This is a genomic window from Actinoplanes teichomyceticus ATCC 31121 (assembly GCF_003711105.1).
Classification (GTDB): Bacteria; Actinomycetota; Actinomycetes; order Mycobacteriales; family Micromonosporaceae; genus Actinoplanes; species Actinoplanes teichomyceticus.
The window spans coordinates 1,571,633-1,584,080 of the sequence record NZ_CP023865.1 but is presented as its reverse complement, the minus strand read 5'-3'; the positions used below and the strand labels follow the sequence as shown (position 1 = coordinate 1,584,080).

The following is a 12,448-nucleotide window of genomic DNA, read 5'->3' as shown; positions in this document are numbered from 1 at the left end:
TCGGACCGGAAACCTGCCGGGCCGGGCCGATGAGCCGCGGTGCCCGGCCGCGGGCCGGCGACCGGGCTACGCCAGGATCCGCTCCGGTTGGACGGCGGCCGGGCGCCGCGCGCCGACCGGTGTCCAGATCAGCAGGGCCAGGCTGAACCAGACATAGATGTTGCTGCCCAGCAGCTCCAGCGGCGGCCGCGGGCGGTTCTCCCAGACCCAGGTCAGGTGCGAGGTCATCAGCAGGTACGCGGCGATCGCCAGGTAGGCCGGGCGCCGGTCGGCCGCCGTCCACAGTGTCGCCAGGCAGCGGATCAGCGCCGGGATCAGCCAGACGCAGTGATGGATCCAGGTGACCGGGCTGATCAGGCAGCCCAGCACGCCGGTCAGCGCCAGGCCGCCGACCACGTCGTCCGGCGCCCGCCACAGCCGCCACGCCCAACCGGCCAGCGTGAGCAGCACACACACCGCCCACACCTTGGACTCGACCGCGTCCAGCGGCAGGCGGGCGAGCATCCCCCGCTCGGACTGGTTGGACAGGAACGACAGCGATCCGACCCGGTTGGTGTCCCACAGCGCCGAGGTCCAGAACTCCCGGGACTCGTCCGGGAACAGCGCCCCGGCCAGCACGGTCGCCCCGGTGGCCGCGCCGATCGCGGTGCCGGCCTCCCGCCAGCGCCGGGTGACCAGCAGGTACAGGATGAACACGCCCGGGGTCAGCTTGACCGCGGTGGCCAGGCCGATCCCCGCGCCGGCCCACCACCTGCCGCGGGCCACGCCGAACAGCATGTCCGCGGCCACCACGGTCAGCAACAGCATGTTGACCTGGCCGAAGCTGAACGTCTCGCGGACCGGCTCGAAGCTCATCACGACGCACAGGGCGATCCCGAAGGCGAACCACAGCGGCTGGCCGGACCGGCGCAGCAGCGGCCCGGCCAGCCACCAGACCAGCAGCCCGGCGGTGACCACGGTGCCGATCGAGGCGAGCACCACCACCATCGGGAACGGCAGGACCGCCATCGGCGACATCACCAGGCCGGCGAACGGCGGGTAGGTGAAGCCGTACGGGGTGTCCACCCGCAGCCAGTCGTAGACCATCCCGCCGTCGCGGAACCAGTACTGCACCGCCCCGTAGTAGACCTTCGAGTCGAAGAACTCGTTACGGGACTCGGCGACGAGGACCAGCCCCGCTGCCGCCAGCGCCGAGATGATCAGGGTCACGATTCGCTTCATGCAGCACTTTCCACGCTAGAAAACCGGCGAGCACGGTCATGCCGACGGCGCCCTGCGCCTTGGTGGCGAGGGCCAGGTTGTATCCGTCGGGAAGGCAGAGGGCGGCCGCCACCGCGCACGGGGCGGCCAGCCAGCGGGTGTCCGGGCGCAGGGTGGCGGCCAGGACGGCGAGCGGCCAGATCGCGTACCAGGGGTGGAACACCGGGGCCAGCAGCACGGTCGCGGCCAGCGCCAGCCCGGCGTGCAGCACCGCGTCACCGCCGCGCCAGGCGCGGCGCAGCAGCCACAGCAGCACCCCGGCCAGGGCGATCATGCCGAGCACCCGGGTCACCGCGACGGCGTGCGGCACGCCGACCAGTTCGAGGGCCATCCCGACCGCGGTCGGCGGCGCGGTCCACTGCACCGAGACGCCGCTGCCGGCCAGCCCGGTCACCCAGCCCAGGCCCAGCCCGGACCCGGCCGACACCACGGCCAGCGCGCCCACCGCCGCGGCGGCCAGCTCCAGCGCGGCCCGCCACCACGGCCGCGGGATCAGGAGGATAGCGAACGGCAGCACGACGACCGCGGTCGCCTTCACCCCGATCGCCAGCCCGAACAGCACGCCGGCCGGCCAGCCGCGCCCGGTCGCGGCCACCGCCAGGCCGCCAGCCAGCAGCGCCACCATCACCGCGTCGTTGTGCGCGCCGGAGACCAGGTGGATCAGCACCAGCGGGCAGGCCAGGACCAGCCACAGCGCGCGTTCCACCGGCACCCCGGCCCGGCGGGCCAGCGGCGGCAGGCAGGCGCCGATCGCGGCCACGCCGAGCACCGCGATCAGGCGCAGCAGGGCGACGGTCGCGGTGAGCGATCCGCCCAGTTTCGCCGCCGCCGCGGCGAGGACCAGGAACACCGGACCGTACGGCGCGGGAGCCGAGCGCCAGGTGGGCGCGACCGCGTCGGCCCACGGACACCCCAGACGATCCACCCCGCCGGCGTACGGATCCAGCCCGGCCGCCTGCTGCCAGCCCTGACATGCGTACGAGTAGACGTCGTAGCTGCCCAGCGGCAGGAACGCGAGCAGCGGCACCGCCCACAGCGCGGCGGTCGCGCAAGCCCACCGCGCCGACGGGACCACCCGCCGCCCGGCCCACCAGGCGCCGATCAGCAGCGCGGTGCCGGACAGCCACAGCAGCGGCAGCAGCAGCCCGTTCTGGCCGGCGAAGATGGTGCGCGGAGTCACAGTCGGTTCCCACGGCCGGCGGGCGCCACCCAGGAAGGCGGCGCCCGCCAACAGGGCGCTACCTGCGAGCCCCGTGCAGCGGACGAGGAGCGGACGGGGCATGGCGACGACCCTACCGTGACGCGCTGCAACGTACGGGGCACCCGGTACTGTCGGCGGGATGTGGGCTCGGCACCGGCGGGAAGGGGCCGTCGCGCTGGTGGCGGCGATCCTCGGCGGGGCGTACCTGGCGGCGCCCCGGATGGGCTCCGACCTGGCCGCCCAGGAGGGCCGGGCGGGCTTCTTCGCCGCGCACGGGTGGACCCCGATCGACCTGAGGTGGTACGCGGGGGTCGACCAGCTCGGGTACAGCCTGGTGTCGCAGCCGGTGATGGCGCTGCTCGGGGTGCGGGTCACCGGGGTGGCCGCGATGGTCGCCGGATCGGTGCTGCTGGCCGCCCTGTTCCGGCGCACCGGTGCGGTGCGGCCGTGGGCGGCGGCGCTGCTCGGCGTGGCGGGACTCGCCGGGAACGTGGTGAGCGGACGGGTGACGTACGGTCTCGGGGTCGCCTTCGGGCTCGCCGCCCTGCTCGCGCTGACCTACCTCCCCCGGCGCGCGGCGGCGGTCGCCGCCGCGCTGCTGTCCGCCCTGGCCGCCGCGACGAGTCCGGTCGCCGGCCTGTTCCTCGGCCTGGCCGGCACCGCCCTGCTCCTCACCGCCGGCCGCACCGGCATCGGGGGCCGCGCCAGCACCGACAGCGGGGCCCACACCACCCATCGCGCCGGCACCGACGACCGCCTCACCACCGGCAGCGGGGCCGGCACCACGCATCGGCGCCAGCCGGAGCAACGCCAGCCGGGGGGTGCCGTGCGGGGGCTGCTGATCGCGGTGCCGGCAGCGGTGCTGATCGGACTGAACGCGCTGCTCTTCGGCGACGGCGGGTGGATGAACATCAGCCGCGCGGACACCCTGCACGCGGTGGTGACCGGCCTGGTCGTGGCCGCGCTCGTGCCCGTGCCGCCGGTACGCGTCGGCGCCCTGCTGTCGTCCGCCGGAGTCCTGGCGGCGGCTGTGGTGCACACCCCGGTCGGGCTGAACGCCACCCGGCTGGCGGTGATGTTCGCGCTGCCGGTGCTGGCGGCGTACCTGAGGCCGCGCCTGCTCACCCGGGCGCCCGGCGGCGTCCCGGCGGCCGCGACCGTCGCGGTGCTGGCCCTGGTGGCCTGGTGGCAGCCGCCGGTGGCCTCCGGCGACCTGCGGGACATCGGCAACCCGGCCGCCGAGCCGGAGTATTTCCGGCCGCTGGCCGAGCGGCTGGCCCGCGAGACGCTGACCGGGCGGGTGGAGATCCCGCCGACCCGCGACTACTGGGAGGCGGCGCGGCTCGGTGACGTCCCGCTGGCGCGCGGCTGGCTGCGGCAGGCCGACATCGACCGCAACCCGTTGTTCTTCACCACCGTCCCGGGCGCGGCCGGCACCGGCGTGCCCCTCACCGCGGAGAGTTACCGGGCCTGGCTGGCCGAGCAGGCGGTGCAGTTCGTCGCCGTCCCGGACGTCGAGCTGTCCTGGCCGGGGCGCAGCGAGGCGCGGCTGGTCACGGCCGGGCTGCCGTACCTGAGGCTGGTCTGGTCCGGCGCGCACTGGCGGCTGTACGCCGTCGCCGACCCGCACCCGATCGTCGCCGCCCCGGCGACGCTGGTCCGGCAGACCGCCGCGGCGATCACCCTGGACACCCCGGCGGCCGGTGACGTGCGGCTGAGGGTCCGCTGGTACCGCTGGCTGACCGCCTCCGGCGGCGCGCGTGTCGTCCGCGACGGCGACTGGACGATCCTCCGGGCCCCACGGCCGGGCCGTTACACGCTGTCGAGCTAGGCCGGTCTCGTCAGCCGGCCCCGGCTGCGGCGCTGCGGGCAGGGTCCGGGAGAAGCCCACACCCGGCAGCCGGGAGCACCCGGCGCCCGGCCGGTTCGCCGAACCGGGCTAGGCCTTGCGCCCGGCCCGCTCGGCGCGCTTGCGCTCGCGCTGCTCGCGGGTGAACTGCTTACGCCGCTCCAGGTCGCGTTTCCACTGCTCGCGGGCGTACTCGTCGCAGCCCTGCACGGCTCCCCTGGTCTGCGCCGGCCCGATCATCGAGCGGAACCACATGTCGTCGAAGGTCTCGTGGAACCAGCGTGAGAACCGACCCTGACTCTCCGACACGACGCTCTCCTCCGTTCGACGGGCTGATCAGCCTATCGGTGCACCATGCCTATTTGTACACCAACAGTTGGTGCCCCAACTATTGGTAGAGTAACCCGGGACTTGAGGAGAACCGCAAGTGAGTGATGATCCGCTGGCGCTGGAGCGGCAGGTCTGCTTCGCCCTGTCCGTCGCCGCCCGCAGCGTGGTGGCGATCTACCGTCCACTGCTCGAGCCGATGGGCCTGACCCACCCGCAGTACCTCGTGATGCTCGCTCTCTGGGGCGACTCGCCGCTGTCCGTGCGCCGGCTCAGTGAGCTGCTGCAGCTCGACCCGGGCACGCTGTCGCCGCTGCTCAAGCGGCTGGAGGCGATCGGCTACCTGCGCCGCGAGCGGGACCCGGCCGACGAGCGCAGCCTGGCGATCACCCTGACCGACGCCGGCCGGGCGCTGCGCGCCGAGGCGGAGAAGATCCCGCCGGCCGTGGTCGCCCGGCTCGGCATGCCGATCGAGGACCTGCAGGGTCTGCACAGCTCACTGACCCGGGTGATCGCCGCCGCCGGCTGAACAGGCAGCCGGCGGGGGCGGAGAACCACCGCGGCGGCGCGCGAAGCCGGCCGGTGGAGTCGCCGCCGCAGCGCCGGGTGGCAGCCGCCGCGGCCGGCCGGAACAGCCGCGCTACCCCTCCATCACCCGCTGCATGGCCGCCCGCGACCGGCGGGTGATCCGCAGGTACCGGTCCACGAACTCGCCCGGGTCACCGCCGCCGAGCAGCAGCACCGTGCCGGCCAGCTCCACGCCGTGCTGCGGCAGCTGATCGGTGGGCCGGCCGCGGACCAGGGTGAGCGCGTTGCGCACCTGCGCCGCCAGGGTCCAGCCGGCCGCCATCGCCTCCGCGTCGGCCGGCTCGATCAGGCCGCCCTCGCGCTCCGCGGTCAGCGCCTCCAGGGTGCGGGTACGGCGCAGGTCGGGCAGCTCGTGCGCGTGCCGCAACTGCAGCAGCTGCACCGCCCACTCGACGTCGGCCAGACCGCCGCGGCCCAGCTTGGTGTGCGTGTTCGGGTCCGCGCCGCGGGGCAGCCGCTCGGTCTCCACCCGGGCCTTGATCCGCCGGATCTCCACCACCTGCTCGCGGGTCAGCCCGCCCGCCGGGTAGCGCTTCGCGTCGGCCAGCGCCTCGAAGTCGCGGCCCAGCGCCTCGTCGCCGCAGACGAAGCGGGCCCGCAGCAGCGCCTGCGCCTCCCACACCCTCGACCAGCGGTCGTAGTACTGCTGGTAGGCCTGCAGGCTGCGGACCAGCGGGCCCTGCCGGCCCTCCGGGCGCAGGTCGGCGTCGATGCCCAGCGCCGGGTCCGGCGCGGGCGCGTTGAGCAGCCGGCGCATCTCCTCGGCGATCGCGCGCGCGGCCGCGCTGGCCTCGCTCTCCGGGCAGCCGGGCGGCGGCTCGTGGACGAAGAGCACGTCGGCGTCGGAGGGGTAGCTCATCTCGTACCCGCCGAGCCGGCCCATCCCGATGATCGCGAAGCGCAGCCCGGCCGGCCCGGGCCGGGCCTGCCGGGCGACCCGCAGCGCGGCGTTCAGGGTGGCGTCGGTGACGTCGGAGAGCGCCGCCCCGAGCACGTGCACGTCGACCGGCTGGGCCGGGGCCAGCTCGCCGCCGTGGCTCAGGATGTCCGCGCAGGCCAGCCGGAACAGCTCCCGCCGGCGCAGTGCCCGGACCGCGGCGATGGCCTTGCCCGGATCGTCGGCGTGCCGCTCGGCGGCCGCGGCGAACCCGTCCAGCAGGCTGTCCCGGGAGCGCGGCTGCAACTCCGCGTCGTCGGCCAGCAGCCGCAGCGCCTCCGGGTCACGGGTGAGCAGGTCGGTGGCGTACCGGGAGAGGCTGATCACCCGGGCCAGCCGGCGGGCCACCGGGCCGCCGTCGCGCAGCAGGCGCAGGTACCACGGGGTGCTGCCCAGCTTGTCCGACACCTGCCGGTAGTTGAGCAGGCCACGGTCCGGTTCCGGGGCGTCGGCGAACTCCTGCAGCAGCATCGGCAACAGGGTGCGCTGGATCGCCGAGGTACGGGTCACCCCGCCGGTCAGCGCCTCCAGGTGACGCAGCGCGCCGGCCGGGTCGGCGAAGCCGAGGATCTCCAGCCGTTTGCGGGCCGACGCCGGGGTCATCCGCAGCGCCTCGGCCGGGACCCGGGCCACCGCCTCCAGCAGCGGCCGGTAGAGCAGCTTGACGTGCAGGCGGCGGACGTTCGCGGCGTGCCCGACCCAGTCCGAGCGGAACGCCTCGACGGCGTCCTGGCCGGGCGCCGCGGTGTAGCCGAGAGCGGCGGCCAGCCAGCGCAGGCCGGCCGGGTCGTCCGGGACGGTGTGCGTACGCCGCAGGTGCTGCAGTTGCAGCCGGTGCTCGACCGTGCGCAGGAACCGGTACCCGCGCAGCAGCGTCTCGCCGTCCTGCCGGCCGACATACCCGCCGGTGACCAGCGCGCGCAGCGCCGGGAGGGTGCCCGGCAGCCGCAGCGTCTCGTCCACCCGGCCGTGCACCAGTTGCAGCAGCTGCACCGCGAACTCGATGTCGCGAAGCCCGCCCGGCCCGCGCTTGATCTCCCGGTCCAACTCGCGGGCCGGTACGTTCTCGATGATCTTGTGGCGCATGGCGCGCACGTCGCTGACCGCCTCCGGCCGCTCCGCGGCGTGCCAGACCAGCGGCGCCAGATCGGCCAGCCACTCGCGGGCCAGCGCCAGGTCACCGGCCGCCGGGCGGGCCTTGAGCAGCGCCTGGAACTCCCAGGTGCGCGCCCACCGGCGGTAGTACGCCTGGTGGCTGGCGAGGGTACGCACCAGCGGACCACGACTGCCCTCCGGGCGCAGCGCGGCGTCCACCGGCCACGCCACCTGGCCGCAGATCTCCATCAGCCGGGCCGCGACCGTGGTGGCGGGCTGCAGATCGTCGTCCCCGGCGGCCACGAAGATCACATCGACGTCGGAGAGGTAGTTCAGCTCGTTGCCACCGCACTTGCCCATCGCCACCACCGCCAGGCGCGGCTCCGGCGTGCCGGCCGGCAGTTCGGCCACCGCTATCGCGTACGCCGCGGCGAGCGTCTCGTCGGCGAGCGTGGACAGCGCCACCATCGTCGGCTCCAGGCCACGCCCACCGGTCAGATCCGCGGCCGCGATCCGCAGCAGCGCCAGCCGGTACGCCCGGCGCAGCGCCGGCACCGTGGGCGCGTCCAGCTCCAGGTGGCCCTCCGGGTCCGGGGGCAGCCCGTTCTTGGTGGTGGCCAGGGTGCGCCACTCCTGCTCGTTGGCGACCAGGTGATCGCCGAGCGTGGAGGAGGCGCCGAGCACCGCGACCAGCCGGCGGCGCAGGCCGTGGTCCCGGTACAGCTCGTCGATCAGCTCCCGGGTGGCCGCGTTGGCGATGATCTCGCCGGTCGGGCCGGTCGGGCGGGCGCCGTTGGCCCGCTCGGCGGCCCGGGAGACCGAGTCGACCAGCCGGTGGAACTGGCGCAGCGCCAGGTTCGGGTCGGCGGCCCGGGACAGCGCCTGGATCAGCTCGGCGGCATCCGGGCTGACCGGGCCGTGCCCGGCTTCCCAGAGCCGCAGGCCGGTCCCGCCGAGCAGGTCGGCCGCGTTGGCGCCGTCGTCGGCGAAACCGTACCGGGCCAGCCGGGTGGGCCTGCTCATCTCAGTGCCCCAGCAGCGGCAGGGTCCTGGGCGCGTCGGCGTCCGGCAGGGTGCCCAGCGCCAGCGCGGCGAACCGGGCGGCGAACGGCTGCCAGACCTCCTCCACATCCGGCAGGACCTCGGCGACGGCCAGCACCACCGCCTCCGGGTCGTAGCCGAGCTCGGCCAGGTCGGCCGCCCCGGTCCGGGTCCAGTCGGCCATCATCTCGGCGTCGCACTCGATGTGGAACTGCAGCCCCCAGGCCCGGTCGCCGATCCGGAACGCCTGGTGCGGGTACCGGCTGGAGGCGGCCAGCAGGGTCGCGTTCAGCGGCAGCTCGGTGATCTCGTCACGGTGCCACTGGATCACGTCGGGCAGCAGCGGCACCCATCGGAACAGCGGGTCGGTCTCCGCCGCGTCGCGCTTGCCGACCAACCCGGGGCCGATCTCCGGACCGGACGGGCTGCGCTCCACCAGTCCGCCGTGCGCGGTGGCCAGCAGCTGGCCGCCCAGACAGACCCCGAGGGTGGGCACCCGGTGCCGGACCGCCTTGCGCAGCAGCGCCTCGCACGCCGGGAACCACGGCGCGCCGGGGGCGCCGGCCGCGTCCGGGTACGCGCTCTGGTCGCCACCGAGCACGATCAGCGCCACGTGGCCGTCCAGCGTCTCCGGCAGCGCATCGCCCGAGTACGGCCGGAGGACGGTCAGCTCCAGCCCGGCCTCGGTGAGCCACTCCCCGAGTCGCCGGAGATCGTCGGTCGGATCGTTCTCGATGACAAGCGCTGTGCTCACGTGTCGAGGCTAACCGGTGACCGGCTGACAAACACCGACAGGACGTTGTCGGAACGCCGCGGAAGAGTCCCTCCTGCACACACCCTTGTCGACAGGAGAACACGATGAGCAACGGAATCGGCTGGATCGAGGTCGCCGCGGACCGGCCGGCGGAGGCCGAGGAGTTCTACGGCGCGCTGTTCGGCTGGACCTTCGCGGACGACGACGACTCGGTGGGGCCGGACGGCCGGCCGTACCGGATCGTGACCGGGCCGGACGGCGGCGCCCCGCTGGGCGGCTTCTACGGCACCGGGGGCCGGGCGCCGCAGCAGGCGATCTTCCTGGTCGTGGTCGCCGACGTGGCGGCGGCCTGCCGGCAGGCCGCCGCGCGGGGCGGGAAGGTCCTGGTGGGGCCGCAGCGGGAGCCGAGCGGGCTGGTCTTCGCCCGGCTCGCCGACCCGGCCGGCAACCTGTTCGGCGTCTTCACCCCGCCGGCGCGCCCCTGAGCCGGGCCCGGGGACCGGCGCGCCGCCGTCCGCCTCACCCGCGCGGCGGCACGCGGCGGCGCGCCACGGAACCCGGCGCGGGGAGACCGGCGCGCCGCCGTCCGCCTCGGCACGCCCGGGCGGCGGCGCACCGCGCCGGCCGGGCAGCCCACGCCGCCGTCCGCCTCGGCACGCCCGCGCGGCGGCAGCCGGCGGCGCGCCGCCGGCTCACCCGGCGGTCCGGGCGAACAGGCTCAGGGCCTCCCGCCCGGCCGCCGGGATGTCCAGCTCGGCCTCGGGGAACGTGCGCGGCGGGGCCGCCTGGCGGGTCGGGACGACCGTGCTGATCCGGTCGATCCGGAAGATCCGCACCGAGGCGCGCAGCCGGCACCAGGCGATCAGATACCACTGCTCGCGGACCCCGACGTAGCCGAGCGGCTCGACGTCCCGGGTGGTCGTCGCGCCGGACCGGTCGGCATATCCGATCCGCAGCACCCGGCCCACCGGCAGCGCGCCGACCACCGGCGGCATCGTGGCCGGCGCGGACGCGCCGACCAGGTGGATCCGCTCGGCCAGGGCCTGCGCGGCGGCCGCGTCGTCGGCCCGCATGGCGGCCACCAGTTTGCGCAGGCCGCTGGCCGCCGCCTGCCGGAACGGCGTCCCGTCTAGCCGGCGCAGGGCCAGCGCCATCGCCACCGCCTCCTGCGGCGTCAGGTTCACCGGGGGCAGGGTGTGCGCGCGGTCCAGGCAGTACCCACCGGTCCGGCCGGGCTCGGCGTAGACCGGGGTGCCGGACTGCTGCAGGGCGGCGATGTCCCGCTCCACCGTGCGCACGCTCACCTCGAAGCGCTCGGCCAGCCAGCGGGCGCTGCGGGGCCGGGGCGCGACCGCCCGCAGCTCTTCGACGAGGGCGTACAGCCGGTCGGTGCGGTTCACGTCACGGACGTTAGACCTCGGGTACGACATGTCCGCGCCGAAGCGCCGCCCCGGGGTCGCGGACCCCGGCCGGCGGTCCGTGCGGAGCCCCGGTCGCGCCGTCAGGCGATGCAGGCGCAGACGATGAGGGCGGCCCCGAAGTGCGACGCGGCGCTGACCAGCGCGCCGCCGTGGAAGTCGTCGGTGCAGATGACCTCGCCGAGCTTGCCCGGGGTCATCCAGTCCAGCACCAGGAAGGCCAGACCCATGATCGCGATGCCGAGCAGGCCGAAGAGCAGGGTCGACGCCACACCCTGGCCGAACGAGTCGTAGGTCGTCCAGATCGCGGTGAACACGATCGCCGCGATGCCGATCTGGTTGGCGGCCAGCAGCAGCGACGCGTTCGGGTTGCGCTGCGTCCAGATCAGGTCGCGCAGGCGGCCCGGCGTGAGCAGGTCGATCAACACGTAGCCCACGGCCATCAGGCCGATCCCGATCCCACCGAAGACGATGCTCCGGCCGGCGCCCTCCAGCAGATCCTGCAGCACGGCCTCTCCCCTTGTCGCGTGACGTCAGAGGGCACCGTACCGCGCTGCGACAATGCGCCGTGACCCGGCAGGAACCGGCGGCGGTCCGGGACCGCCGCCGGCCCGCGATTCAGAGCGCCCCGAGGTACCGCTGCCGCTCGTACGGCGTCACCTCGCGCCGGAACTGCTCCCACTCCGCCCGCTTGTTGCGCAGGAAGAAGTCGAACACGTGCTCGCCGAGCACCTCGGCGACCAGCTCCGAGCCGGCCATCACGTCGATCGCCTCGGACAGGTTCTCCGGCAGCGCCTCGTAACCGGCGGCCTTGCGCTCGGCCGGCGACAGCGACCAGACGTCGTCCTCGGCGCCCGGGGGAAGCTCGTAGCCCTCCTCGATGCCCTTCAGGCCGGCGCCGAGCATGACCGCGAACGCCAGGTACGGGTTCGCCGCCGAGTCGATCGAGCGCACCTCGACCCGGGCCGAGTTCGGCTTGCCGAACGCCGGCACCCGCACCAGCGCGGACCGGTTCAGGTGCCCCCAGCTGACGAACGCCGGCGACTCGGTGATCCGGTCCGGCAGCTGCAGCGGGAAGAGCCGCTTGTACGAGTTCACCCACTGGTTGGTGACCGCGGTGTACTCCCGGGCGTGCACCAGCAGGCCGGCGATGAACGCGCGCGCCGTCTTGGACAGCTTCTGCGGGTCCTCGCTGTCGTAGAACGCGTTGCGCTCGCCCTCGAACAGCGACAGGTGGGTGTGCATCCCGGAGCCCGGCTGGTCGGTGTACGGCTTCGGCATGAAGGTGGCCTTCACCCCCTGCGAGAGCGCCACCTCCTTGACCACGTGCCGGAACGTCATGATGTTGTCGGCCGTGGTGAGCGCGTCCGCGTACCGCAGGTCGATCTCCTGCTGGCCCGGGGCGACCTCGTGGTGGCTGAACTCGACCGAGATGCCGATCCGCTCCAGGGCCAGCACGGCCTGCCGCCGGAAGTCACGGGCCACCGCGTGGGTGGTGTGGTCGAAGTAGCCGCCGGTGTCCACCGGGATCGGCACCGAGCCGTCGTTCGCCCCCTCCTGGACCAGGAAGAACTCCACCTCGGGGTGGGTGTAGAAGGTGAAGCCCTTCTCGGCGGCCTTGGCCAGCGCCCGGCGCAGCACGTGGCGCGGGTCGGCCCAGGCGGCGCTGCCGTCGGGCAGCAGGATGTCGCAGAACATCCGGGCGCTCTCGCCGCTGCCGCCGCCCTCGAACGGGAAGACCTGGAAGGTGGTCGGATCCGGCATGGCGACCATGTCGGACTCGTAGACCCGGGCGAAGCCCTCGATCGCCGAGCCGTCGATGCCGATGCCCTCCTCGAACGCCGACTCGAGCTCGGCCGGGGCCACCGACACGCTCTTCAGCGTGCCCAGCACGTCGGTGAACCAGAGCCGGACGAAACGGATGTCGCGCTCCTCGAGCGTCCGGAGCACGAACTCCTGCTGTCGGTCCACTGCCACC

Annotated in this window: 11 protein-coding genes; 3 read left to right on the top strand and 8 right to left on the bottom strand. The window is 74.6% G+C overall.

The window, feature by feature from the left end; genetic code table 11:
* Window positions 1–66: 66 nt before the first annotated feature.
* Both ACTEI_RS07265 and mptB read right to left on the bottom strand, forming a co-directional pair.
* Window positions 67–1,221, bottom strand: a complete 1,155-nt coding sequence (locus tag ACTEI_RS07265; protein WP_122976936.1) for a glycosyltransferase 87 family protein — start codon at window positions 1,219–1,221, stop codon at window positions 67–69.
* Entirely contained in the window at window positions 1,148–2,542 is a 1,395-nt protein-coding gene (gene mptB / locus ACTEI_RS07260) for a polyprenol phosphomannose-dependent alpha 1,6 mannosyltransferase MptB (protein ID WP_122976935.1), read from the bottom strand. Before mptB ends, ACTEI_RS07265 begins: the two co-directional genes overlap by 74 nt.
* Window positions 2,543–2,600: 58 nt before the next feature.
* Here mptB and ACTEI_RS07255 point away from each other — a divergent pair, with 58 nt between their 5' ends.
* Window positions 2,601–4,292 carry a hypothetical protein gene (locus ACTEI_RS07255; protein WP_122976934.1) on the top strand — a complete coding sequence of 564 codons (1,692 nt, stop codon included), beginning with the start codon at window positions 2,601–2,603 and terminating at the stop codon, window positions 4,290–4,292.
* Window positions 4,293–4,400: 108 nt separating this feature from the next.
* Here ACTEI_RS07255 and ACTEI_RS07250 read toward each other — a convergent pair whose 3' ends face one another.
* Window positions 4,401–4,619 carry a hypothetical protein gene (locus tag ACTEI_RS07250; protein WP_122976933.1) on the bottom strand — a complete coding sequence of 73 codons (219 nt, stop codon included), beginning with the start codon at window positions 4,617–4,619 and terminating at the stop codon, window positions 4,401–4,403.
* A gap of 118 nt (window positions 4,620–4,737) precedes the next feature.
* On the opposite strand from ACTEI_RS07250, the gene ACTEI_RS07245 reads away from it, so the two are divergent.
* Window positions 4,738–5,166 carry a MarR family winged helix-turn-helix transcriptional regulator gene (locus ACTEI_RS07245; RefSeq protein ID WP_122976932.1) on the top strand — a complete coding sequence of 143 codons (429 nt, stop codon included), beginning with the start codon at window positions 4,738–4,740 and terminating at the stop codon, window positions 5,164–5,166.
* Window positions 5,167–5,277: 111 nt separating this feature from the next.
* Here ACTEI_RS07245 and ACTEI_RS07240 read toward each other — a convergent pair whose 3' ends face one another.
* Together ACTEI_RS07240 and ACTEI_RS07235 are read right to left on the bottom strand one after the other, a co-directional pair.
* Complete coding sequence (locus ACTEI_RS07240; RefSeq protein ID WP_122976931.1) at window positions 5,278–8,280, bottom strand: bifunctional [glutamine synthetase] adenylyltransferase/[glutamine synthetase]-adenylyl-L-tyrosine phosphorylase; 3,003 nt, start codon at window positions 8,278–8,280, stop codon at window positions 5,278–5,280.
* Between the two features lies 1 nt (window position 8,281).
* The gene (locus ACTEI_RS07235) at window positions 8,282–9,052 is read right to left on the bottom strand and encodes a type 1 glutamine amidotransferase (protein ID WP_122976930.1); all 771 of its coding nucleotides are present in this window, start codon (window positions 9,050–9,052) and stop codon (window positions 8,282–8,284) included.
* 104 nt (window positions 9,053–9,156) lie between these two features.
* On the opposite strand from ACTEI_RS07235, the gene ACTEI_RS07230 reads away from it, so the two are divergent.
* Window positions 9,157–9,537, top strand: a complete 381-nt coding sequence (locus tag ACTEI_RS07230) for a VOC family protein (protein ID WP_122976929.1) — start codon at window positions 9,157–9,159, stop codon at window positions 9,535–9,537.
* Between the two features lie 207 nt (window positions 9,538–9,744).
* On the opposite strand, the gene ACTEI_RS07225 is transcribed toward ACTEI_RS07230, so the two are convergent.
* The 3 genes from ACTEI_RS07225 to glnA form a co-directional block, all read right to left on the bottom strand.
* Window positions 9,745–10,452, bottom strand: a complete 708-nt coding sequence (locus ACTEI_RS07225) for a helix-turn-helix transcriptional regulator (protein ID WP_203723567.1) — start codon at window positions 10,450–10,452, stop codon at window positions 9,745–9,747.
* Between the two features lie 101 nt (window positions 10,453–10,553).
* Window positions 10,554–10,979 carry a DUF350 domain-containing protein gene (locus ACTEI_RS07220; RefSeq protein WP_122976927.1) on the bottom strand — a complete coding sequence of 142 codons (426 nt, stop codon included), beginning with the start codon at window positions 10,977–10,979 and terminating at the stop codon, window positions 10,554–10,556.
* Between the two features lie 109 nt (window positions 10,980–11,088).
* On the bottom strand, window positions 11,089–12,441 hold the full coding sequence (gene glnA, locus ACTEI_RS07215) for a type I glutamate--ammonia ligase (RefSeq protein ID WP_122976926.1): 1,353 nt from the start codon (window positions 12,439–12,441) through the stop codon (window positions 11,089–11,091).
* Window positions 12,442–12,448: the final 7 nt, after the last annotated feature.